The following is a 23542-nucleotide window of genomic DNA, read 5'->3' as shown; positions in this document are numbered from 1 at the left end:
TCGTTATGATTGTCCGCTTCTACGCTGTCTGATTGTTGCGAGTGAGGGCGCCAAGGTGCTTCGTATCTATGGAGACCTTGGCGCCGGTTCTCTGGTTATTCAAGCAGGAAGTTTTATCGTACGCCCCATATATTGCGGCGCCTGCGCACCCTCCTGTTGCTCTACCAAGTGATTCAACCGGCAAACAGTCGTGTGCCCAAAAGGTGCTGACTGCGGCCCCGCCAGGTCCACGTGCAGTAACATCTGCTCGCTTGCCGCCAGCACCTCGTCGAACCCTGCCCGGTGCAGGCTGTGATACACGTGAAGACGCTTGCGATCAAAGCCGAGGATCTGTGTCTGCACCCACACCTCGGTGCCCAGCTTCACCTCGTGCAAATAATTGATATGCGCCTCCAGCGTGAACAGCGAGTTACCGCTTTGCCCGCGGCTATCGGCGTCCAGGCCGATGCGGTCCATCAGAGCATCGGTGGCGTAGCTGAAGATCAGCAGGTAGAAGGCATCCCGCAGGTGCCCGTTGTAATCGACCCAGTCCTCCTGGACCGTGGTGCGGTAAGTGATCAGAGCGGGCATCTTGGTCTCCTTAATCGCTGAACGACAGGCCGTGACTGGCCTTGCTGGACTTCACCGCTTCCAGTACCGCCAGCAGGGTGTCGTCACGGTAGCGCTCCAGTGCAGCGATGCTGCGCTCGCCCTGTTGCTCGGAAGTGCCGCTCACCACATCGTCGATCAGCTTGTCGGTCAGTTCCGGTGCTGGCAGGTACGTCCAGGGCAGCTTCAGGGCTGGGCCGAACTGTGACATGAAGTGGCGCATGCCGGCATCGCCACCGGCCAGGGTATAGGTAAGGAATGTGCCCATGAACGACCAGCGCAAGCCTGCGCCAAAGCGAATCGCGTCGTCGATTTCGCCCGTGGTGGCAACGCCGTCGTTGACCAGGTGCAAGGCCTCGCGCCAGAGCGCTTCGAGCAGGCGGTCGGCGATGAAGCCTGGCACTTCCTTGCGCACATGCAGCGGGCGCATGCCGAGTGCGGTGTAGATGGTTTTGGCAGCTTCAATAGCCTCGGGTGAGGTGCGGCTACCGCCGACGATCTCCACCAGCGGCAGCAGGTAAACTGGGTTGAACGGGTGGCCGACGACGCAGCGTTCAGGGTGAGTCGACGACTCGTAGAACTCGCTGGGCAACAGGCCCGAAGTGCTTGAGCCGATGATTGCGTCAGGCTTGGCTGCGGCGCTGATTTTGGCGTGCAGGTCGAGCTTGAGGTCCAGGCGCTCTGGTGCGCTTTCCTGGATGAAATCGGCGTTGCGCACGCATTCCTCGATGGTTGCCACGAACTTCAGGCGGTCTTGCGATGCGCCAGGGGCCAGGCCTTGTTTTTCCAGTGCCGGCCAGGCGTTGGCGACACGTTTGCGCAGTGCCTGTTCGGCGCCGGGCGCCGGGTCCCAGGCCACCACATCCAGGCCATGGGCCAGGGCGCGGGCGACCCAGCCGCTGCCGATCACGCCGCTACCCAGGGCGGCGAAGGTTTTGATTTCAGTGATAAAGGGCATAGCTGGTCCTCAGGGTAAAACACAGTAATCAGGGTTCATGGCTAACCCTGTGGGAGCGGGCATGCCCGCGAACACCGGCACGGCCGGTGCCATCCATCGCGTTGCCTGCTTCACGGGCACGCCCGCTCCCACAGGGTCTTCGGCGCATTTGCGATCGTTGAAAGGATCAGCGGCGCTTGAGGTTCATTTTTTCCCGGCCTTCTGCCGGGCTGAGCACGCGGCCACCCATGCGGGTGATGATCTCGCTGGCGCGTTCCACCAGTTGGCCATTGCTGGCCAGCACGCCACGGTCCAGATACAAGTTGTCTTCCAGGCCCACCCGCACATTGCCGCCGAGCAACACGGCCTGCGCGGCCATGGGCATCTGCATGCGGCCGATGCCGAAGCCGGCCCAGGTGACGTTGGCAGGCAGGTTGTCGACCATGGCCTTCATGGTGGTGGTGTCAGCCGGTGCGCCCCACGGGATGCCCAGGCACAGCTGGAACAACGGGTCTTCGAGCAGGCCTTCCTTCATCATTTGCTTGGCGAACCACAGGTGGCCGGTATCGAAGATTTCCAGCTCGGCCTTCACCCCCAGTTCGGTAATGCGCTTGGCGCCGGCGCGCAGTTGGGCCGGGGTGGACACGTAGATCGAGTTGCCGTCACCGAAGTTGAGGGTGCCGCAATCGAGGGTGCAGATTTCCGGCAACAGTGCTTCGACATGGGCCAGGCGCTCCAGCGGGCCGATCAGGTCGGTGCCAGGGCCGAACGCCAGCGGCGTTTCACCCGGGCCGATTTCCAGGTCGCCGCCCATGCCGGCGGTGAGGTTGACGATGATGTCCACGTCGGCTTCGCGGATACGCTCCATGACTTCGCGGTACAGCGCCACATCGCGGCTGAAGCGGCCGGTCTGCGGGTCGCGGACGTGGCAGTGGACCACGGTGGCGCCGGCCTTGGCGGCCTCTACGGCGGATTCGGCGATCTGTTTGGGGGTGACCGGGACCAGGTGGCTTTTCGAGGCGGTGTCGCCGGCGCCGGTGAGGGCGCAGGTGATGATGACGTCGTGGTTCATGGTGCAGTTCCTTGTGATGTCGGTGTTGGCTTTTTCGCGGGCATGCCCGCTCCCACAGGATCAATGTGATCCCGAGTGTGGCGCTGTACCCGTGGGAGCGGGCTTGCCCGCGAAAGGGCCCTGTCAGTTGGCGGTAAGCTTGAGGTTGTCCGCAGCCGGCTTGCCATCGAAGGTGGTCACACCCTCAAGCCAGCGGGCCTTGTCCTCGGGGTGGTCCTTGAGCCACTGGCGGGCTGATTCCAGCGCGTCCTTGTGGTCGAGCAGTGGCTGCATCATGCGGCTCTCGTCCTCGGCGCTGAACTTCAGGTTGGCCAGCAGGCGGTGGGCATTGGGGCAGCGTTCGGCATAGTCCGGAGCCGTCACCGTCCACACCGTCGCGCGGCCTTCGTCAGGGCCGAGTGCATCCTGGCTGTCACCCAGGTAGGCCATGTCGATGTTCACGTTCATGGGGTGTGGCGCCCAGCCGAAGAACACCACGGCCTCCTTGCGCCGCACGGCGCGGTCGACGGCGGCGAGCATGCCGGCCTCGCTGGACTCGACCAGCTGGAACTTGCCCAGGTCGAACTGGTTCTTGGTGATCATTGCCTTGATCTGGGTGTTGGCGCCGGAACCCGGTTCGATGCCATAGATCTTGCCGCCCAGCTCTTTCTCGAACTTGTGGATGTCGGCGAAAGTCTTCAGGCCCTTGTCGTAGAGGTATTTCGGCACGGCCAAGGTGGCGCGCGCGTCCTCCAGGCTTGGCTTGTCCAGCACCTTGACCTGGTTGGCATCGACGAACGGGGTAATGGTCTGGGTCATGATCGGGTTCCAGTAACCCAGGAACATGTCCAGGCGTTTGTCGCGGATGCCGGCGAAGATGATCTGTTGCGAGGCACTGGTCTGTTTGGTCTGGTACCCCAGGCCGTCGAGCAGTACCTGGGCCATGGCGCTGGTGGCAATGACGTCGGTCCAGTTGACCACGCCCAGGCGCACGTTTTTGCAGGCGGCGGGCTCGGCGGCGAAAAGCGGGGTGGCGACGATGCTGCTCAGGGCAAGGGGCAACAGGCTGCGGCGGATCAAGCTGTGCATGGTGGCTCTCCATCGGCAGTGCATATTGTTATTGAGGGCGGCCTCTGCGGACCGTGTGAATACGCTACGCTGGCGTTACCTTGCCCAAGCGCACGCTAGCGACAGGAATTAGCACCGGGGCGACCAGTTTCTGTGGAGGAGGGGATGATGGAGACGATTGCCTTTCTGTTGGTGCCCGGCTTTTCTGCCATGGGGTTCATTTCGGCAGTGGAGCCACTGCGGGTGGCCAATCGTTTTGGTGGGCAGTTGTACCGGTGGCAGGTGCTTAGCCTGGACGGTGAGGCGGTGCTGGCGAGCAATGGCATGTCGATCAATGCCGATGCCGCCCTGGGGGAGGGCGAGCCGGCCAACATCCTGCTGGTGGTCGCGGGCTTCGAACCACTGGCCAATGTCGCACCCAAACTGCTGCATGCGTTGCGCCGGCTCAACCACGAAGCTGTCATGCTCGGTGGCATCGATACGGGCGCGATGGTGCTGGCCGAGGCAGGGCTGCTCGAGGGCTACCGGGCGACATTGCATTGGGAGGCGCTGGAGGCATTCAAGGAACGCTATCCAGGCCTTCAAGCCACCCAGGAGCTGTTCGAGATCGACCGCAGCCGCATCACCTGTGCCGGCGGAACGGCCTCGATCGACTTGATGCTGCACCTGATTGCCCAGTCTCACGGCAGCGAACTGGCGGTCAAGGTGTCCGAGCAGTTCGTGCTGGGTCGCATCCGTCAGCGCCAGGACCACCAGCGCATGCAGATCGGTGCGCGTTATGGCATCAGCAACAAGAAGCTGGTCCATGCCATTGGCGAAATGGAAAAACACATCGAGCCACCGCTGAGTACGCTGGAACTGGCTGCCGCGATCAAGGTGACAAGGCGTCAACTGGAACGTTTGTTTCGCATGCACCTGGATGCAACACCGAGTGGTTTCTATCTCGGGTTACGGCTGGACAAGGCGCGCCAGCTGTTGGCCCAGACCGACATGTCGGTGACTGAAGTCAGCCTTGCGTGCGGGTTTGAACTGCCATCCTATTTCACGCGGCGCTACAAGCTGAGGTTTGGACGGTGCCCGCGGGAAGAGCGACGGCCCAGCGGTACAAAGTGAGCTTCAATCCAGTTCACGCTCGAGAATGGCCCTTAGCTTTTCGCGATTCCTTGCTTGCAGATCCTCGCGAAGCGGGGCGAACCCCGCTGCATTGAAGCGTGCACCGAGGTGATCGAATATCAGGTTCAACTTTCTGGTGGGCTCGACCGGGTCGGTAATGCAGTAGGCGTAAAACAGGATCGCAACCGGGACCTGGTCCCCCTCATGGTCCATTTCGATACTGAGATGTGAAGAGGCGTTCATGACGGTGAAGGTACGCGTACCTGCCGACTGCAGAGCGGCTTGAACATTTTCGTCGAGGCTCTTGAACCAAGGCCCTTTTTCGCGAGGCGGGGGTAGAAAGCCACTGTACACATCGCTTAATGCAAGCAAGTGCGGCTCATACACAATGGTTTTATGTGTATGTTCGAGCAGGGTGAATTTCAATGATTGCAAGGTGGCGATAGCGACAGTGAACCATTGCTGAGGCTGGGTTTCCATCGAGTATTTTTCATTGGCTACTGCTTGCGAATAACGCAGGCATAGCTGCAAATCTTCCCATGTATCGAGTGTCAGCCAGGGCGCAGGCTTGATGCTTAGCCGCTCCTCGAATATTCGGGTGTCCAGGCTCGTATCGTCCATGTGGCATTGCTCCTTGATGGATGCAGATGACCAGAACCGGGTACCAGCGCGCGCTGGTACCCGGCCTCGCTAATCAGATAGCGAGAAACGCGCCGAGGTCGCCTTTGATCTTCTCATTCACAAGGTCACGCGCAGCGTCGAAGTGACGAACGCTGAATGTGCCCTGTTGCGAAGCGCGATAGACGCGGGTAGAGGTTTTGTCGACCTTGCGGGTCAGGGCGCCTTCACGCTCGACTTTCGAGTCGTAGCTGGCCTGGAAGCTGGTCATGTGCATCGCAGGCAGGCCTTGTGGCGTCATTTCGCACTGGGCGACCACGAAGTTGCTCGATTTGCCGGTTTCGCTATGGCTGTGCTTTTCCAGGTGCGCCTTAACTTCCGGTTTCTGCACGACAATTTGCAGAACACGGCGGGCGCAGGCGGCGCGACGAGGGTCCGCGGAGACGCTGATGGTGACGGACTTGGTGATCAGCTCTGCCAGGGTCAGGTTGTCCTCATCAATGGCATCTTCGGCATGTGCTGCGCCCGTCATGGTCCAGCCAAACTTGATCAGGCCATCGTTGTAGAAGTTGTACCACTCGCGCTGCTGGGTCTCCTTGTCGAACTTCTTGTTGGCCAGTTCGGTCATCAAGCGCATGCCGGCCAGGATGTCTTCTGCAATGTTGGCAGGCACATTGTCAGCGAAGATGCAGATGGTCTGGCCGGTAGCGGCTACGCGCTCTTGACCCTCTTTGCGGATTTTTTCCATTTCAACTTTGATGTCAGCCACTTTGTAATTCCTTGATAGTTGTGAGTTCCAAGACACACATGGTGAGCACGTGGTCTGGGGGCACTATCGAGCAATTACGCAGGGGGCATCAGCGGCATGTTGTTCCTCTGGAGTTGATCCTTCACTCGCGCGTGCTGATCAATCTTCGGGTGCCGGCTCGTCACTGTTTTGCGAGCCCAGGCTGCGCAAATACTCCGCCCGCTCATCGCTGCGCTGTGCAATGCAGCTGTTCCAGGCGATCTGGTAGGCGTTGCTGTCGGGTTGTTCAGCATGGGTTTCGACCTTGCAGTCTGCATCGCGCAGTTGGCTCCAGACTTTCTCGGCTGCCTCTATTCGCGACATCAGGCCAGCCTCGTCGCCAAACTGATCACGCATGCGCTCGATCAGTTCGTCGTAGGCCGACTGCAGCTCACGCTCGGCGACCTGCTTGTTGAATGCTGCACAGGCGAACGTTTGCTGGTCGGTCTCCACATTGTCGCAAGGTGTGCTTTCTTCCTCACCGGCCTGGGCCCCGCTCACGATGGCCAGCAGCACCAGCCATGCCATTGATTTCATCCGTTTTCTCCTCAACAGGCTGTCGAATCGCAGGGATTCTCGCTCAGCCAGAGGTCAGGTGGTAGCTCCCTGACCAAATGTTCATGTACCGGTCGCAAATGTCGTTATCGAGACTGTCTCTCATCCCCGGAACACGCGCCAGACGCGCTCTTGTCGCGCATTGACGCTTTCGGCAAACCCCCTGTCGTTTTTGCACCGGGGCGCCTCGGGGCACAGGCATATGCTGGCCTCAAAGCGCCGGCAGAAGGTTTGGCGCGACCCAACTCTATAAAAGGGGACAGCCTGATGAGCCCAGCCGAACTACACGCCGACAGCATCGTCATCGATGGCCTGATCATCGCCAAATGGAACCGCGAGCTGTTCGAAGACATGCGCAAAGGCGGCCTCACTGCGGCCAACTGCACGGTGTCGGTCTGGGAAGGGTTCAAGGCTACCGTCGACAACATCGCGTCCAGCCAGAAGCTGATCCGCGACAACAGCGACCTGGTGATGCCGGTGCGCACCACCGCCGACATCCGCAAGGCCAAGGAGCTGGGCAAGACCGGCATCCTCTTCGGCTTCCAGAACGCCCATGCGTTCGAGGACCAGATCGCTTATGTGGACGTGTTCAAGCAGCTGGGCGTGGGCATCGTGCAGATGTGCTACAACACCCAGAACCTGGTGGGCACCGGCTGCTACGAGCGTGACGGCGGGCTGTCCGGCTTCGGTCGCGAGATCGTTGCCGAGATGAACCGTGTCGGCATCATGTGCGACCTGTCCCACGTCGGCTCCAAGACTTCCGAAGAAGTCATCCTCGAATCGAAAAAGCCGGTGTGCTACTCGCACTGCCTGCCCTCGGGCCTGAAAGAGCACCCGCGCAACAAGTCGGACGAAGAGCTGAAGTTCATCGCCGATCACGGCGGTTTCGTCGGCGTCACCATGTTCGCGCCGTTCCTGGCCAAAGGCATTGACTCGACCATCGATGACTACGCCGAGGCCATCGAGTACACCATGAACATCGTCGGTGAAGACGCCATCGGTATCGGTACCGACTTCACCCAGGGTCACGGCCAGGACTTCTTCGAATACCTGACCCATGACAAGGGCTACGCCCGCCGTCTGACCAACTTCGGCAAGATCATCAACCCGCTGGGCATTCGCACCGTCGGCGAATTCCCCAACCTCACCGAGACCTTGCTCAAACGCGGCCATTCCGAGCGCGTGGTGCGCAAGATCATGGGCGAGAACTGGGTAAACGTCCTCAAGGATGTCTGGGGCGAGTAAGCCGCTCTCCAAGCCTGATAGCCCCTGCCAGCAACGCCGGGGCACCCACAAAAAATTTTATGGAGTTGAGTTTCCATGGCCAAAATCGCCCCGCAATTGCCAATCGAAGTCGACAGCGAGACCGGTGTCTGGACCAGCGACGCCTTGCCGATGCTGTATGTGCCTCGGCATTTCTTCGTCAATAACCATATGGGTATCGAGGAAGTGCTGGGCGCCGACGCCTATGCCGAGATCCTCTACAAGGCTGGCTACAAGTCCGCCTGGCACTGGTGTGAAAAAGAGGCCGAGTGCCATGGCCTGGAAGGCGTGGCGGTGTTCGAGCACTACATGAAGCGCCTGAGCCAGCGTGGCTGGGGCCTGTTCGAGATCCAGGATATCGACCTGGATAAAGGTACCTGCAGCGTCAAGCTCAAGCACTCTGCGTTCGTGTACGTCTATGGCAAGTGCGGCCGCAAGGTCGACTACATGTTCACCGGCTGGTTCGCTGGCGCGATGGACCAGATTCTCGCTGCCCGCGGCAGCAAGATCCGCACCGTGGCCGAACAGGTCTATGGCGGGTCGGAAGAAGGCCACGAAGATGGCCTGTTCGTTACAAAGCCGTTGTAAGCCGGAGATAGCGTCATGGCATTCGAAGCAATGTTCCAGCCGATTCAGATCGGCAAACTGACCATCCGCAACCGTGTGCTCAGCACCGCGCACGCCGAGGTCTACGCCACTGACGGCGGCATGACGACCGACCGCTATGTGAAGTACTACGAAGAGAAGGCCAAGGGCGGCATCGGCCTGGCCATCTGTGGCGGCTCGTCGGTGGTGGCCATCGACAGCCCGCAGGAATGGTGGGCATCGGTCAACCTGTCGACCGACCGCATCATCCCGCACTTCCAGAACCTTGCCGACGCCATGCACAAGCATGGCGCCAAGATCATGATCCAGATTACCCACATGGGCCGTCGCTCGCGTTGGGACGGCTTCAACTGGCCGACGCTGATGTCGCCATCGGGCATTCGCGAACCTGTGCACCGCGCCACCTGCAAAACCATCGAGGTGGAAGAGATCTGGCGGGTAATCGGCAACTACGCGCAGGCTGCGCGTCGCGCCAAAGAGGGCGGCCTGGACGGCGTGGAATTGTCGGCGGTGCACCAGCACATGATCGACCAGTTCTGGAGCCCGCGGGTCAACAAGCGTACCGACGAATGGGGCGGCACCTTTGAAGGCCGCATGAAATTCGGCCTGGAAGTACTGAAAGCCGTGCGCGCCGAAGTGGGTGACGACTTCTGTGTGGGCATGCGTATCTGTGGTGACGAGTTCCACCCCGATGGCCTCAGCCACGAGGACATGAAGCAGATCGCCGCCTACTACGACGCCACCGGCATGCTCGACTTCATCGGTGTGGTCGGCTCGGGTTGCGATACTCACAACACCCTGGCCAACGTCATCCCCAACATGAGCTACCCGCCGGAGCCGTTCCTGCACCTGGCGGCCGGTATCAAGGAAGTGGTCAAGGTCCCGGTGCTGCACGCGCAGAACATCAAAGACCCGAACCAGGCCACGCGCATCCTTGAAGGCGGCTACGTGGACATGGTCGGCATGACCCGTGCGCACATGGCAGACCCGCACCTGATCGCCAAGATCAAGATGGGCCAGATCGACCAGATCAAGCAGTGCGTCGGTGCCAACTACTGCATCGACCGCCAGTACCAGGGCCTCGATGTGCTGTGCATCCAGAACGCCGCGACCTCCCGTGAATACATGGGTGTGCCGCACATCATCGAGAAGACCACCGGCGTCAAGCGCAAGGTGGTGGTGGTTGGCGCAGGCCCTGCGGGCATGGAAGCGGCCCGTGTGGCTGCTGAACGCGGCCACGATGTGACCCTGTTCGAGAAGAGGGACCAGATCGGCGGGCAGATCACCATTGCCGCCAAGGCCCCGCAGCGTGACCAGATTGCCGGTATCACCCGCTGGTACCAGCTTGAGCTGGCTCGCCTGAAAGTCGACTTGCGCCTGGGCACTGCCGCTGATGTGGCTGCCATCCAGGACCTGCGCCCGGACGTCATCGTGCTGGCGGTAGGTGGGCACTCGTTCCTGGAGCAGAACGAGCACTGGGGTGCCGCTGAAGGGCTGGTAGTCAGCAGCTGGGATGTGCTCGATGGCAAGGTAGCGCCGGGCAAGAACGTGCTGGTGTACGACACCATCTGCGAATTCACCGGTATGTCGGTCGCCGACTTCATCGCTGACAAGGGCAGCCAGGTCGAGATCGTCACCGACGACATCAAGCCAGGTGTGGCCATGGGCGGTACCACCTTCCCCACCTACTACCGCAGCATGTACCCCAAAGAAGTGATCATGACCGGCGACATGATGCTGGAAAAGGTCTACCGCGAAGGCGACAAGCTGGTTGCGGTACTGGAGAACGAATATACCGGCGCCAAGGAAGAGCGCGTGGTCGATCAAGTCGTTGTTGAAAACGGCGTGCGCCCTGACGAAGAGCTGTACTACGCGCTCAAGGAAGGTTCGCGCAACAAGGGCCAGATCGACGTGGAGGCGCTGTTCGCCATCAAGCCACAGCCGATCCTCAGCCAGCCGGGCGAAGGCTACCTGCTGTACCGCATCGGCGACTGCGTGGCCCAGCGCAACGTGCATGCGGCGATCTACGACGCCTTGCGCCTGTGCAAGGACTTCTGATCGTTAACAGTCGCCGCCATCGGGCGCGATCCCTGTAGGAGCGGGTTTACCCGCGAATGCGTCAGCACTGACAACACTGTTGCCTGACCGGACGCATTCGCGGGTGAACCCGCTCTTACATGGGGCCAGTCTCGCCCTCTGGTCGGCGCAAGAATCCAGCTGTTTGTGGGAGCCTCCCATGTTGAACACCCTTCTACCCATCCTGCTGTTCGCTGCCCTTGGCCTGGCAGTGCTCGGTGCCTTGCGCCGGGTGCGCATGTGGCGCCGTGGCCGGCCGTCCAAGGTCAACCTGATCGGCGGCCTGCTGGCCATGCCGCGCCGCTACCTGGTGGACCTGCACCACGTGGTTGAGCGCGACAAATACATGTCCAAGACCCACGTGGCCACTGCGGGCGGCTTTGTGCTGTCTGCTGTCCTGGCCATTCTGGTGCATGGTTTTGGCCTGCAGAGCAAGATCCTCGGCTACGCACTGCTGATCGCCACGGTGATCATGTTCACCGGTGCCATCTTTGTCTTCAAACGCCGCCTCAACCCGCCCTCTCGCCTGTCCAAGGGCCCGTGGATGCGCCTGCCGAAGAGTTTGCTGGCGTTCGCCGTGAGCTTCTTCATTGCCACCCTGCCGGTCGCCGGAATCCTGCCGGCCAACACCGGTGGTTGGGTGATGGTCGCCATTCTGGGCCTGGGCGTGCTGTGGGGTGTGTCGGAGCTGTTCTTTGGCATGACCTGGGGCGGCCCGATGAAGCACGCCTTCGCCGGTGCCTTGCACCTGGCCTGGCACTGCCGTGCCGAACGCTTCGGCGGCGGCCGCTCCACCGGCCTCAAGCCGCTGGACCTGGAAGACCCGAACGCGCCCCTTGGCGTGGAAAAGCCGGTGGACTTCACCTGGAACCAGCTGCTGGGCTTCGATGCCTGCGTGCAGTGCGGTAAATGTGAAGCCATGTGCCCGGCCTTTGCCGCTGGCCAGCCGTTGAACCCGAAAAAACTCATCCAGGACATGGTCATCGGCCTTGCCGGTGGCACTGACGCGCAATTCGCCGGTAGCCCATACCCTGGCAAACCAATCGGCGAACACGGTGGCAATCCACACCAGCCGATCGTCAATGGCCTGGTCGAAGCCGAGACGCTGTGGTCCTGCACTACCTGCCGTGCCTGCGTCGAGGAGTGCCCGATGATGATCGAGCACGTCGATGCCATCGTCGACATGCGCCGCCACCTCACCCTGGAAAAGGGCGCCACCCCGAACAAGGGCGCCGAGGTGCTGGACAACCTGATCGCCACCGACAACCCTGGCGGCTTCGCCCCCGGCGGGCGCATGAACTGGGCTGCCGACCTTAACCTGCGGCTGCTGTCTGAAGTGAAAGTGACCGAAGTGTTGTTCTGGGTCGGTGATGGTGCCTTCGACATGCGTAACCAGCGTACTTTGCGTTCGTTTGTCAAAGTATTGAAAGCCTCGGGTGTGGACTTCGCCGTACTCGGCCTGGAAGAGCGCGACAGCGGCGACGTGGCGCGCCGCCTGGGCGATGAGGCAACCTTCCAGCAACTGGCCAAGCGCAACATCCAGACCCTGGCCAAGTACAAGTTCCAGCGCATCGTCACCTGCGATCCGCACAGCTTCCATGTGCTGAAGAACGAATACGGCGCCCTGGGCGGTGACTACCAGGTGCAGCACCACAGCACCTACATCGCCGAACTGATCGCGGCCAAGAAGCTCAACCTTGGCCAGCACAAGGGCGGCAGTGTCACCTACCACGATCCGTGCTACCTGGGCCGCTACAACGGCGAGTACGAAGCCCCGCGCGAAGTGCTCAAGGCGCTGGGTATCGAGGTGCGCGAGATGCAACGCTCGGGCTTCCGTTCCCGTTGCTGCGGTGGTGGTGGCGGTGCGCCGATCACTGACATCCCTGGCAAGCAGCGTATTCCCGATATGCGCATGGACGACATTCGTGAGACCGAGGCCGAGCTGGTAGCCGTGGGTTGCCCGCAGTGCACCGCCATGCTTGAAGGCGTGGTCGAACCGCGCCCACAGATCAAGGACTTGGCCGAACTGGTGGCCGACGTGCTGATCGAGGAGGACGCATCCACTGTCCCAAAGCCGCAAACGGCTAAACGTGAACCTGCGGAGGTGCACTGATGAGCGACATTATCCGCCGCGATCCACGCGCCGAGTGGATCGCCCGTAACCGTCTGCACCCGCTGCATGCCGCGATGCAGACGCAACAGACCAGCTGGATGGGGCCCAACGGCATCATCCGCAAGAACCCACATGCGATTGCCGCAGGCTTTGTCGGCCCGGCCGGCATCAAGCGCATCGACCGCAGCGGCGCCCAGCAGGGCACCGGCGCGGGCGGGCGGCGCACGGCAGCAGCCGAGGTCAAGTTGCCACTGCACCAGGTGGCGACGCCGGCGTTCTACATTGCCGTCGTGCCTGACATGGTTGGCGGCCGCCTGAGCAGCCACGACCGCGACCTGCTTGGCCTGGCCCACAGCCTGGCCGGCAGCGACGGCGCGGTGCTGGCCGTGGTGTTCAACGAGCACAAGGAAAGCAACTTTTCCACAGCCGGTGTCGATCGGCTGCTGGTTATCGAAGGCGAGGCCTTTGAAGGTTATGCACCGGAGCAACTGGTGCAAGGCCTGCGGGCTGTGGATAACCAGTTCGCGCCGCGCCACTGGCTGCTGCCCGACAGCCGCACCGGTGGCGGCGAACTGGGTCGGCGCCTGGGCGCCGCGCTGGGCGAGCGCCCGGCAACCCGGGTATGGCAGGTCAAGGACGGCCAGTGTATCGGCCGCGCCGGCGCCGGCCAGCAAGACCTGCAACGCACTGTGCCGCGCCTGATCCTGGCGGCTGCCGAGTGCGCCGAGCCGGTCAGCGAAACCCTTCACGAAGCGCTGCCGGTGGAGTTGTCAACAAGCGTGGTGCGCAGCCTGCCGCGCATCGAAGACCTTGGCTCGGTGGCCGTCGACCCGGCCACCATTGCCATGGCCGAAGCGGAGTTCATCGTCTCGGGCGGCAACGGTGTCAAGGACTGGGACCTGTACCACAAGGCCACCGCAGCCCTCGGCGCTACCGAAGGTGCCTCGCGGGTGGCAGTGGACGATGGCTTCATGCCGCGCAACCGCCAGGTGGGGGCTACCGGTACCTGGGTTACCGCGCGTGTCTATGTGGCTGTGGGTATCTCGGGTGCGATCCAGCACCTGCAGGGTATCGGTGCCTGCGACAAGGTGGTGGCGATCAACATGGATCCGGGCTGCGACATGATCAAACGGGCTGACCTGTCGGTGATTGGCGACAGCTCGGCGATTCTCAAGGCGCTGATCGAGGCTGTGGACAACTACCGCAGCGGCGGCCAGCGCGACGCGGCATAAGGGCACGAGCATGAGTACGAAAGTGATCAGCCTGGTTTCCATTGGTGCCCACCCAAGCTCCGGCCGCGCCCGCCGCGCCGAGCAGGATGCCCGTGCCGTGGAGCTGGGTTTGCAGCTGGCTGGGGATAACTTGCAGGTGGTGCATGCGGGCAATCCACAGGAAGAGGCCTTGCGCGCTTACCTGGGCATGGGCCTGGACCACCTCGACGTGCTGGAGCAACCGGCCGGGGCCGATGTGCTGGGCGTGCTGGGCGATTATCTGCGCGACGCCGGGGCCCAACTGGTGCTGACCGGCAGCCAGGCCGAGACTGGCGAGGGGTCGGGCATGTTGCCGTTCCTGCTGGCCGAAAAGCTCGGCTGGCCGCTGATTGTCGGGTTGGCCGAAGTGGAGTCGATCGACAACGGTACCGCCCAGGTGTTGCAGGCTCTGCCGCGTGGCCAGCGGCGTCGCTTGAAGGTGCGTCTGCCATTGCTGGCGACTGTGGATAACGCGGCGCCCAAACCGCGCCAGAGCGCTTTTGGGCCTGCGCGCCGGGGGGTATTGGCGGCGCGTAACGTGGCCATTGTCGAAGATGAGCTGTTGGCTGAAGCCGAGCTGCAACCGGCCCGTCCACGGCCCAAGCGCTTGAAGGTGATCAAGGCCAAGAGTGGCGCCGACCGCATGAAGGCCGCGACGGCCAAGGCCAGTGGCGGTGGTGGCAAGGTGCTGAAGGACGTTTCGCCGCAGGAAGGCGCTGAGGCGATCCTCAAGCTGCTGGTGGAAGAGGGTGTCCTGCGCTGAAGCAGGAGGGCTAGAGGTCTCTTTTTGGGAGCGTCCCGGCAAGGGCGCTCCCCTCATTCAGTACTCAGCATCGAGCGAGCACTTTTGCCCACCAAATCTGTTCGCCAAGGTGTGGATAAAGTGTTTGTGCCTGTCTACAGGCCTTTTGTGACAGGCTCTCCAAGGTTTTGATCAAAAAACGATCATGCACGCTTCCAGTCTTCGTCTGTGCGTATGTCAGCATTTTGCTGATTTTGCCCACAATCGCTGTTAGCCGGTCTGTGGATAATCTGTTCGGTTACGGCTGCAGGCTGCGTCGTTGAAGGTGTGGAGGAGTTTGTTCAAAAAATGATCAGTTTCGCTCAGATCCTACTCGATTCTTGAAAATCAGGGCCTTGAGCCGTTTATCCACAGCCCGATTGCAAAAAATTGCTTGGTTGCTCACAAAGTCTGTTGGTGTCTCTGTGGACAAGGTGTATGAACTCCGCTGTAGCCCAGTGATAATGCGGGCTCGGCCAATATGATCAAATAATGATCAGTATGCGGCCTGGCATTTTTGCCAGTACGCAAGCACACGATCGCTCATTACCCTATCCACATCGTGCAAGTAGTGTGGATAACCATGACGACATGCCTGCTTGACATCGACCAGCAGCAATCGGTATTGGGTGCGGGATATCACGAGCCTCGCGCCTACTCGCCGTACGGTGGCATGCGTGTAGTCCCGGTATCAGCGCTGGCTTTCTGTGGCCAGCACCTGGATCCGTTGACAGGTAGCTATCCATTGGGCAATGGCCATCGCTTCTACCGCCCGAGCCTCAGGCGCTTCATAAGCCCTGACGTGCTAAGCCCGTTCGGAAAGGGGGGGCTCAATGCTTACGCCTACTGCCAAGGTGACCCTGTCAACTTTGCTGACCCTAGTGGTCGTTTCCCCGCAATCATCGCGCCAGTCCGAAACCTTGTCACGGGAGTGATCAATCTAGGTATAAGTGCCGTGAAAATGTACCGGAACTACCGTACAGGGCGAGACTTCGCCCTCAATAGTGGTTACCCGGCGAGCCGCTCAGGGGTTTTCACATACGGCACGTCCGAGCATGCGGTCGCACGATGGTCTGTAGCGGATAAGGTGGTGTCGGCCGCTGGAGGCATCAGCGCTTCATTGAGTATTGGTACGGCTACCGCGCGGTTGATTACACCGGAATCCGAGGTGTTGGCCTGGGTTGATTTTGGGGTGGCCTCATTCGCCACAGTTTTGTCAGCTTATGAGCTTTACGGATTGGCAACGTCGTCTGCCGAGCGGCGCTATCCCATACAGCCGGTGGCTTATGAGATACGTACGGGAGTACAGTCTTGAGATGCAGTGGTGTGAAAGCGCCATGCTTCGGTCTGCTGCCGAAGCATGGCGGGTGCATCAGTTACTACTGCGCCTGCACTTCTTTCAGGTATGGCGCCGGCTCTGCCCCCAGGTTGTTCAGCACGCGCCCGCTGTACCAGTCAATGAAGTTCACCACACCAAACTCGTAAGTCTTCGAATACGGGCCCGGCTGGTACGCCGTGGAGTTGATCCCACGCTGGTTCTCTTCGGCCAGACGGCGGTCCTGGTCGTTGGTGGCGTCCCACACCTTGCGCATGTTCTCGGGGTTGTAGTCCACGCCTTCCACGGCATCCTTGTGCACCAGCCACTTGGTGGTGACCATGGTCTCCTGGGCGCTGATCGGCCACACGGTGAACACGATCATGTGGTCGCCCATGCAGTGGTTCCACGAGTGCGGCAGGTGCAGGATGCGCATCGAGCCAAGGTCTGGGTTCTTGATGCGACCCATCAGCTTCTGGCAGGCCTGCTTGCCGTCCATGGTCATCGACACGGTGCCCTTGAGCAGCGGCATGCGCACGATGCGGTTACGCAGGCCGTGGCTCTTGTGCAGGTACGGGATCTTCTCGGCTTCCCAGGCAGCGGCGGAGGCGGCCACATGGTCCTTGAATTCCTGGCTGGCGCGCGGGTCGTTGGTGTCGTCCCACTCCAGCAGGGTTTGCAGCAGTTCCGGGTGCGAACCGTTGCAGTGGTAGCACTCGCGGTTGTTTTCCAGCACCAGTTTCCAGTTGGCCTTTTCCATCAAGGTAGTTTGCACCGCCACCTTGGTGTTCTCCATGTCGTACGGTTCCATGTAATGGTCCAGGGTGGCCAGGAACTCGTCGATGGCAGGCGGGTTTTCCGCCAGGCTGATGAAGATGTAGCCGCCGGCCACCTTCACGTTCACGGGCTTGAGGCCGTACTGGTTCATATCGAAGTCAGCACCCATCTCGGTGCCGGCGAACAGCAGGCGGCCGTCCAGCTCGTAAGTCCACTGGTGATATGGGCACACCAGTTTGGCCACCTTGCCTTTCTCGCTGACGCACAGGCGCGAACCGCGGTGGCGGCAGACGTTGTGGAAGGCATGCACCTTGCCTTCGGCACCGCGCACCACAATGATCGGATTCTTGCCGATCTGCAGGGTGATGTAGTTGCCCTTGGCCGGGATCTCGCAGGTCATGCCGGCGATCAACCATTCTTTATGGAAGATCTCCTGCATGTCGATCTGGAACAGACGCTCGTCGGTGTAGAAAGGCTGGGGCAGCGAGTAGGTGCGCTCGCGGGTCTGCAACATCTCGGCGGTAGCCTTGCGTGCGGGTTCAAGTGGATCGCCCAGGCTCAGGGTTGCGGTGACGTCCATCGTGTATTCCTCGGGGCCGTATGCGGCCGGCAAAAGGTGGCTAATCGTTGTTGTGGTGCCGCAAGGCTGCTTCAGATAAAACAGCTAGTTCTTTTGCCGTGGAGTGTGCGTCCGAAGACGCCGCGAACCGTATCCATGGGCGACATGGCCGATTTGAATAACGACGCGCCAGCCCTTGTGCCACGGGGCTGGTCGCGATAAGCACGTCGATGTCGCAGGCAGGAATGTGCGTCGTCTTCAGCTTGCGCATTATCGATGCCATGAAAAGGGCCATAGTCGGCCGCTGGAGATGAACATGTCCGATACCTTCCTCAATCCGGTCACTACCCAGACCTGGGCCAATGGCCGCCACATTGTGCGCTGCGTCAAGGTCATCCAGGAGACCTGGGACGTGCGCACCTTCTGCTTCATGGCCGACCAGCCGATCATGTTCTTCTTCAAGCCAGGGCAGTTCGTTACCCTGGAGCTGGAGATCGAAGGCAAGCCCGTGATGCGGTCCTACACCATCTCCAGTTCGCCGTCAGTGCCCTACAGCTTCTCGATCACCGTCAAGCGCGTGCCGGGTGGCCTGGTGTCGAACTTCCTGCATGACACCATGCACGAAGGCGCCGAGCTGCCGGTGCACGGCCCGGTGGGGCTGTTCAACGCCATCGACTTCCCTGCTGGCAAGGTGCTGTACCTGTCGGGCGGCGTCGGTATTACCCCAGTGATGTCGATGGCGCGCTGGTTCTACGACACCAATGCCAACGTCGACATGGTGTTCGTCCACAGCGCCCGTTCGCCGAAAGACATCATCTACCACCGCGAGCTGGAACAGATGGCGTCGCGCATCCCCAACTTCAGCCTGCACATCATTTGCGAGAAGCACGGGCTGGGTGAGCCGTGGGCGGGTTACCGCGGTTACCTGAACCAGCGGCTAATGGAGTTGATTGCGCCCGACTACATGGAGCGCGTTGTGTTCTGCTGCGGCCCGACGCCATACATGACGGCGGTCAAGCGCATGCTTGAAGCGGTCGGCTTCGACATGAAGAATTATCACGAAGAGTCGTTCGGTGCCACGCCGCCAGAAGCCAAGGCTGATGCGGTGGAGCACGCCGAGCAGGCAGCCGATGCGCCTGAGCTGGATGTTTCCGACCTCAACCTGGTGGAGTTCATCGGCAGCGAGAAGAGCATCCGCATCGCCCCGGGCGAGACCGTGCATGCGGCGGCAGCCAAGGTTGGCCTGATGATCCCGAAAGCCTGCGGCATGGGTATCTGCGGCACCTGCAAGGTGCTCAAACTGGGCGGCGAGGTGGAAATGGAGCACAACGGCGGGATTACCGAAGAGGACGAAGCCGAGGGCTACATCCTGTCGTGCTGCAGCGTGCCGAAAGGGGATGTGCGGATCGATTACTGATCCAGTGGTCAGTCTGGCTTCTTCGCGGGCACGCCCGCTCCCACAGGGTCATCGCTATCTTCAGGACTGCGGTGAACCTTGTGGGAGCGGGCGTGCCCGCGACTGCTTCTAGGTGCGGAACCGGGCTACCAGGCCATTGAGGTCTACCGCCAGGCGCGACAGCTCGGCACTCGCCGCGCTGGTCTGATGCGCCCCGGTAGCACTCTGCACCGACAGGTCGTTGATGTTCACCAGGTTGCGGTCCACTTCCCGCGCTACCTGGGCCTGCTCTTCCGCCGCACTGGCAATCACCAGGTTGCGCTCGTTGATCTGCGCCACCGCGCCGGCGATGGTGTCCAGTGCCATGCCCGCGCCACGGGCGATGTTCAGTGTCGACTCCGCACGCTCGGTGCTGGTGCGCATCGATTCTACCGCCTCTTCCGTACCGCCCTGGATGCTGCCGATCATGCGCTCGATTTCGCTGGTCGACTGTTGTGTACGATGGGCAAGTGCCCGCACTTCATCGGCGACCACGGCAAAACCACGGCCCGCTTCACCGGCCCGCGCGGCTTCGATGGCTGCGTTGAGCGCCAGCAGGTTGGTCTGGTCGGCCAGGCCACGGATCACGTCAAGCACCTTGCCAATGTCGCGCGACTGTTCTGCCAGGTGGGTAATCAGCTTGGCGGTGGCCTGCACATCACCACTCATGCGCTCGATCGCACCCACGGTTTCCATCACCAGGTCACGACCATCACCGGTGGAGCGGCTGGCTTCACTGGAGGCTTCTGAAGTGCTCACGGCATTGCGCGCCACTTCTTCCACCGCACTGGTCATTTCAGTGACTGCAGTGGCGGCCTGTTCAATCTCATTGTTCTGCTGCTGCAGGCCACGGGCACTTTCGTCGGTGACGGCATTCAACTCTTCTGCCGCCGAGGCCAGCTGGGTGGCGGAGCCGGCGATCTGCTGCAAGGTATCGCGCAGCTTGTCCTGCATGCGCGCCATGGCGCGCAACAGCCGGGCGGCTTCGTCGGTGCCCTCTGCGCGGATGACGTGGGTCAGGTCGCCGTCGGCGACTTGCTCGGCGCATTTGAGTGCTTCTTCGATCGGCTTGACGATACTGCGGGTCAGCAGGAAGGCACAGGCGAAGGTCAGTACGGTGGCGGCAACCAGCAGGCCGATCACCAGGGCGAAAGCGCCGGCATACTGGTTGGCGGCTTTTTCGTTGGTGGCGCGAGTCTGGTCAGTGTTGATGCGTACCAAGGTGTCCATGACCTTGTTGATCTGCTCGGAGTTGGCCAGCAGGTCGCGGTTGAGCAGGTCACGCAATTCATCCAGGCGATCGGCCTGGCTCAGTGTGCGCATGCGCGATTCCAGCTGGCGGTACTGGTTGAGCAACTGACCGTACTGGTCGAATGCTGCCTGTTCGTCGGCGGCGACGATCATTGGCAGGTAGGCCTGGCGTGCACGGTCGATCTGGCTGTTGCGCTGGTCCAGCATATCGAGGGTATCGCGTTGGGTTGCCGGCTCGCGGTTGAGCAGCAGGCGGTAGGAAAGCGTGCGCATGCGTAGGTTCAGCGCGGTGAGTTCGTCGAGGATCTTGATGCTGGGCACGCTGACTTGCTCGATGGCAACGCCCGCCTGGCGGATGTTACCCATCTGCACCAGAGAGAAGATACCAAGGCCGAGCATCAGCAGGCCGATGAGCGCGAAGCCGAGAAGCGCGCGGGGGGCGATATTCATGTTGCGTAGGGACATGGAGAGGAGGATCCAGGCAAGTGGGAAAAGAGCGACAAAATATGACTTGCCGGGCTATCGGTCGTGACTGGCCAGTCTTGAATGCGTCCGGGGAAAATGGTGCGACCGCGAACCTTTTCCTGACCGGCGGTTGATCCAGGTCGGAACAAGGGGTCGATTACCCTGTCAATCTGCGGGTTCGACACCTTATGAATCCGATATTTAATGGCGATAGGGCGCACTTTTCTTTATCGTGTGTGCCCCTCGCAACAACCTGAGATAGACCCATGCTGGAAGCTTCCCTGAATCAAATCGAGCAACTGGTCAGCGACCTGATGCAGAAAAACGCTCAACTCATCGAGCAGAACACCGCCCTTGGCCAGGAACTGGCCCAGGCCAAGGAAGAGAACGAAACCCTGCAGCTGTCGCTGATGGAGCAGGAAGAGAAGAACGGCGCTACCGCAGCACGCATCCAGGCCTTGGTCGAGCGCGCCAGCGCGGGCGTTGTTGGCGCATGAGACTGCAGGAGCAGCCGATCAATGTCGTGTCGATCCTCGGCATCGACTATTCGATCAAGGCGCCCGAAGGCCAGGAAGAAACCCTGGCCCAGGCGGTACGGATGCTCAACAAAGCCCTTAACGAGACCAAGCGTCAGTACCCGACCTTGATCGGTGACAAACTGCTGGTGCTGGCTGCCCTTAACCTGTGCTCCAAGCAGGTTGAGCTGCAGAAGGAGCATCAGCAGACCCTTGCGCGAACTCAAGCGCAGATCGACGCCACGGTGGATGCCATCGTGCGGACCATCGCTGAGCAATAAGGCCTTACACCGTCCCCCCGTAGGAGCGGGTTCACCCGCGAATGCGTCAGTGGCTTCAACACCGCATTCGCGGGTAAACCCGCTCCTACAGGGGGCATCTGATTGCTTCAGATCACTGGATTAACTGGATACGCAAGTGTATACACTTTCCGCAAAACAATAATGTGCGGGGAGTAGGGGCATGCGTATCTGGCGTAAGAGCATCCAGTTGCAATTGATCACCAGCATGGGCGCTGCCCTGCTGGCGAGCATCCTGGTGGTGGTCATTATCTTCACTGTGGCGCTGAACCGCCTCACCGACCGCTACCTGGTCGACACTGCCCTGCCAGCCAGCATCGAGGCTATCCGCAACGACATCGAGCGCATGCTGGGCCAACCGTTGGTTGCTGCCGCGGACATTGCCGGTAACACCCTGCTGCGCGACTGGCTTGCTGCCGGTGAAGATCCCGCGCAGGCACCCCAATTCATCGAATACCTGACCGCCGCCAAACAGCGCAACCACGCCTTTACTACGCTGTTCGCCTCGACCGAAACCGGCCACTACTACAACGAGAACGGCCTGGACCGCACCCTCAGCCGCAGCAACCCCAAGGACAAGTGGTTTTACGGTTACATCGACAGCGGCGCCGAACGGTTCATCAACATCGACATCGATGGTGCCACCGGCGAACTGGCTCTGTTCATCGACTATCGCGTGGAAAAGGAAGGCAAGCTGGTGGGTGTGGCCGGCATGGGCCTGCGCATGACCGAATTATCGAAGCTGATCCACGACTTCAGCTTTGGCGAGCACGGCAAGGTGTTCCTGGTGCGCAACGATGGCCTGATCCAGGTGCATCCCGATGCTGCCTTCAGTGGCAAGCGCCAGCTTGCCGAGCAGCTTGGCGCGGACGCAGCCAAAGGCGTCATGACCGGAGGCGAGAGCCTGCGTAGCAGCCGCTTCAGCCGTGACGGTGAGCGCTACCTGGCGCTGGGCCTGCCGCTGCGCGACCTCAACTGGACCCTTGTGGCCGAAGTGCCAGAGTCGGAAATTTACGCGCAAATGCATCAGGCCGTCTGGCTGACCAGCCTGATCGGTGGCGCCGTCGCGTTGGTGTCGCTGCTGTTGGTGGTACTGCTGGCGCGTGGCCTGGTGCGGCCGATCCGCCGCGTTACCGCCGCATTGGTTCAGATTGGCAGTGGAGCGGGTGATCTCAGCCACCGCCTGGACGATTCGCGTCAGGATGAGCTGGGTGACCTGGCCCGTGGTTTCAACCGCTTCCTGGACAGCCAACGCAGCCTGATCGGCGAGGTGTTGAGTACCTCCGAGCGGCTGCGACGGGCCGTGGAGCAGGTAACCCAGGTGGTGGACAACACCGCCGAGCGCTCCGGGCGCCAGCAGGAGATGACCGAAATGGTCGCCACTGCTGTACACGAGATGGGCCTGACCGTGCAGGACATCGCCCGCAATGCCGGCGATGCGGCCCAGGCGTCGCAGTCGGCACGAGACGAGGCGTTGCAGGCCCGCGAGGTGGTGCAACGATCCATTCGTGGCATCGAGGGCATGTCGGGCGACATCGGCAAGGCGGCCGATGCGGTCAGCCAGCTGGCCGACGAAGTCGCCTCGGTCGATGAAGTGCTCGCGGTAATCCGCAGCATTTCCGAGCAAACCAACCTGCTCGCGTTGAACGCTGCCATCGAGGCCGCGCGGGCAGGGGAGATGGGGCGCGGGTTCGCTGTGGTGGCCGATGAAGTACGTACGTTGGCCCGGCGCACACAGCTGTCCACCGACGAAGTGCAGCAGATGATCCAGCGCCTGAAGCTAGGTGCAGGTTCGGCGGTGAGTTCAATGCAGGCAGGGCAGCAGGCGACTGGCAGTGGCGTGGAATCGAGCCAGCGCACCGGGGCATCGCTGAGCGCGATTACCGACCAGGTAGAGCACATCAGCGACATGAACCATCAGGTGGCCACGGCTACCGAGGAGCAGTCGGCTGTGACCGAGGAAATAAACCGGACGGTGCAGGGGATTTCCGATTTGGCGCGTGAGACGGCGGCGGAGGTGCGAGGGTGCCGCGAGGAGTGCCAGGCGTTGCGTGGGTTGGCTGATGACCTGGCGCGGCAGATGGGTGGGTTCAGGCTCTAGATCGCAGGGGCCGCACGGC

At 61.4% G+C, this 23542-nt stretch carries 21 protein-coding genes and 1 pseudogene; 13 read left to right on the top strand and 9 right to left on the bottom strand.

The genetic code is table 11. The features are described 5' to 3' along the window. Positions 1-99 precede the first annotated feature (99 nt). The 4 genes from ACF8FB_RS24195 to choX all read right to left on the bottom strand — a co-directional run bounded on the left by ACF8FB_RS24195 (position 100) and on the right by choX (position 3665). Complete coding sequence (locus ACF8FB_RS24195; RefSeq protein WP_010951666.1) at positions 100-570, bottom strand: thioesterase family protein; 471 nt, start codon at positions 568-570, stop codon at positions 100-102. 10 nt (positions 571-580) lie between these two features. Beyond that, entirely contained in the window at positions 581-1546 is a 966-nt protein-coding gene (locus ACF8FB_RS24190) for an L-carnitine dehydrogenase (protein ID WP_010951667.1), read from the bottom strand. Between the two features lie 166 nt (positions 1547-1712). Then, a complete protein-coding gene (locus ACF8FB_RS24185; RefSeq protein ID WP_010951668.1) occupies positions 1713-2597 on the bottom strand; it encodes a 3-keto-5-aminohexanoate cleavage protein in 885 nt (294 codons plus the stop codon). Between the two features lie 123 nt (positions 2598-2720). After that, the gene (gene choX / locus ACF8FB_RS24180; RefSeq protein ID WP_014589378.1) at positions 2721-3665 is read right to left on the bottom strand and encodes a choline ABC transporter substrate-binding protein; all 945 of its coding nucleotides are present in this window, start codon (positions 3663-3665) and stop codon (positions 2721-2723) included. Positions 3666-3809: 144 nt separating this feature from the next. Here choX and ACF8FB_RS24175 point away from each other — a divergent pair, with 144 nt between their 5' ends. Next, complete coding sequence (locus tag ACF8FB_RS24175) at positions 3810-4757, top strand: GlxA family transcriptional regulator (RefSeq protein ID WP_011953245.1); 948 nt, start codon at positions 3810-3812, stop codon at positions 4755-4757. A 3-nt stretch (positions 4758-4760) separates the two neighbouring features. Here ACF8FB_RS24175 and ACF8FB_RS24170 read toward each other — a convergent pair whose 3' ends face one another. The 3 genes from ACF8FB_RS24170 to ACF8FB_RS24160 all read right to left on the bottom strand — a co-directional run bounded on the left by ACF8FB_RS24170 (position 4761) and on the right by ACF8FB_RS24160 (position 6699). Next, positions 4761-5378 (bottom strand): hypothetical protein, encoded by a 618-nt coding sequence (locus ACF8FB_RS24170; RefSeq protein ID WP_020193116.1) that lies wholly within the window; start codon positions 5376-5378, stop codon positions 4761-4763. A 73-nt stretch (positions 5379-5451) separates the two neighbouring features. After that, a complete protein-coding gene (locus ACF8FB_RS24165; protein ID WP_020193117.1) occupies positions 5452-6144 on the bottom strand; it encodes a hypothetical protein in 693 nt (230 codons plus the stop codon). A 138-nt stretch (positions 6145-6282) separates the two neighbouring features. After that, a complete protein-coding gene (locus tag ACF8FB_RS24160) occupies positions 6283-6699 on the bottom strand; it encodes a lysozyme inhibitor LprI family protein (RefSeq protein ID WP_392509602.1) in 417 nt (138 codons plus the stop codon). A 285-nt stretch (positions 6700-6984) separates the two neighbouring features. Here ACF8FB_RS24160 and ACF8FB_RS24155 point away from each other — a divergent pair, with 285 nt between their 5' ends. From ACF8FB_RS24155 to ACF8FB_RS24125, 7 genes are all read left to right on the top strand, one after another. Next, positions 6985-7962, top strand: coding sequence for a dipeptidase (locus ACF8FB_RS24155; RefSeq protein WP_003255700.1), 978 nt, complete (start codon positions 6985-6987; stop codon positions 7960-7962). 75 nt (positions 7963-8037) lie between these two features. Next, on the top strand, positions 8038-8568 hold the full coding sequence (locus ACF8FB_RS24150) for a DUF5943 domain-containing protein (protein ID WP_003255698.1): 531 nt from the start codon (positions 8038-8040) through the stop codon (positions 8566-8568). Positions 8569-8583: 15 nt separating this feature from the next. Further along, entirely contained in the window at positions 8584-10644 is a 2061-nt protein-coding gene (gene dgcA / locus ACF8FB_RS24145; RefSeq protein ID WP_003255697.1) for a dimethylglycine demethylation protein DgcA, read from the top strand. Positions 10645-10822: 178 nt separating this feature from the next. Then, positions 10823-12775 (top strand): dimethylglycine demethylation protein DgcB, encoded by a 1953-nt coding sequence (dgcB, locus tag ACF8FB_RS24140; RefSeq protein ID WP_392512198.1) that lies wholly within the window; start codon positions 10823-10825, stop codon positions 12773-12775. Continuing rightward, positions 12775-14007, top strand: coding sequence for an electron transfer flavoprotein subunit alpha/FixB family protein (locus ACF8FB_RS24135; protein WP_392509600.1), 1233 nt, complete (start codon positions 12775-12777; stop codon positions 14005-14007). Before dgcB ends, ACF8FB_RS24135 begins: the two co-directional genes overlap by 1 nt. A 10-nt stretch (positions 14008-14017) precedes the next feature. Then, on the top strand, positions 14018-14788 hold the full coding sequence (locus ACF8FB_RS24130) for an electron transfer flavoprotein subunit beta (RefSeq protein ID WP_010951675.1): 771 nt from the start codon (positions 14018-14020) through the stop codon (positions 14786-14788). Between the two features lie 601 nt (positions 14789-15389). Next, positions 15390-16121 carry an RHS repeat-associated core domain-containing protein gene (locus tag ACF8FB_RS24125; RefSeq protein ID WP_392512196.1) on the top strand — a complete coding sequence of 244 codons (732 nt, stop codon included), beginning with the start codon at positions 15390-15392 and terminating at the stop codon, positions 16119-16121. Positions 16122-16185: 64 nt separating this feature from the next. On the opposite strand, the gene gbcA is transcribed toward ACF8FB_RS24125, so the two are convergent. Continuing rightward, on the bottom strand, positions 16186-17478 hold the full coding sequence (gbcA, locus tag ACF8FB_RS24120) for a glycine-betaine demethylase subunit GbcA (protein WP_010951677.1): 1293 nt from the start codon (positions 17476-17478) through the stop codon (positions 16186-16188). Positions 17479-17773: 295 nt separating this feature from the next. On the opposite strand from gbcA, the gene gbcB reads away from it, so the two are divergent. After that, positions 17774-18874, top strand: a complete 1101-nt coding sequence (gene gbcB, locus ACF8FB_RS24115) for a glycine-betaine demethylase subunit GbcB (protein ID WP_049588084.1) — start codon at positions 17774-17776, stop codon at positions 18872-18874. Positions 18875-18982: 108 nt separating this feature from the next. Here the strand turns inward: gbcB and ACF8FB_RS24110 are convergent, their stop codons facing one another. Beyond that, positions 18983-20608 carry a methyl-accepting chemotaxis protein gene (locus tag ACF8FB_RS24110; protein WP_010951679.1) on the bottom strand — a complete coding sequence of 542 codons (1626 nt, stop codon included), beginning with the start codon at positions 20606-20608 and terminating at the stop codon, positions 18983-18985. A 266-nt stretch (positions 20609-20874) separates the two neighbouring features. On the opposite strand from ACF8FB_RS24110, the gene ACF8FB_RS24105 reads away from it, so the two are divergent. The 4 genes and pseudogenes from ACF8FB_RS24105 to ACF8FB_RS24090 all read left to right on the top strand — a co-directional run bounded on the left by ACF8FB_RS24105 (position 20875) and on the right by ACF8FB_RS24090 (position 23523). Next, a complete protein-coding gene (locus ACF8FB_RS24105) occupies positions 20875-21105 on the top strand; it encodes a hypothetical protein (RefSeq protein ID WP_003255686.1) in 231 nt (76 codons plus the stop codon). Next, positions 21102-21404: a cell division protein ZapA gene (locus ACF8FB_RS24100; protein WP_003255684.1), complete on the top strand. Its 303-nt coding sequence runs from the start codon at positions 21102-21104 to the stop codon at positions 21402-21404. The genes ACF8FB_RS24105 and ACF8FB_RS24100 overlap by 4 nt, the downstream gene beginning before the upstream one ends. A 181-nt stretch (positions 21405-21585) precedes the next feature. Next, positions 21586-22659, top strand: a pseudogene (mcpH, locus tag ACF8FB_RS24095) (methyl-accepting chemotaxis protein McpH); the annotation flags it as partial. Positions 22660-22785: 126 nt separating this feature from the next. Continuing rightward, positions 22786-23523: a methyl-accepting chemotaxis protein gene (locus ACF8FB_RS24090; RefSeq protein ID WP_371923983.1), complete on the top strand. Its 738-nt coding sequence runs from the start codon at positions 22786-22788 to the stop codon at positions 23521-23523. Positions 23524-23542: the final 19 nt, after the last annotated feature.

Origin of the sequence: Pseudomonas sp. yb_2 (assembly GCF_043103905.1) — a bacterium.
GTDB lineage: Bacteria > Pseudomonadota > Gammaproteobacteria > Pseudomonadales > Pseudomonadaceae > Aquipseudomonas > Aquipseudomonas alloputida.
Note: the sequence above shows the minus strand (reverse complement) of the source record. Positions and strands in the feature narration are given on the sequence as shown.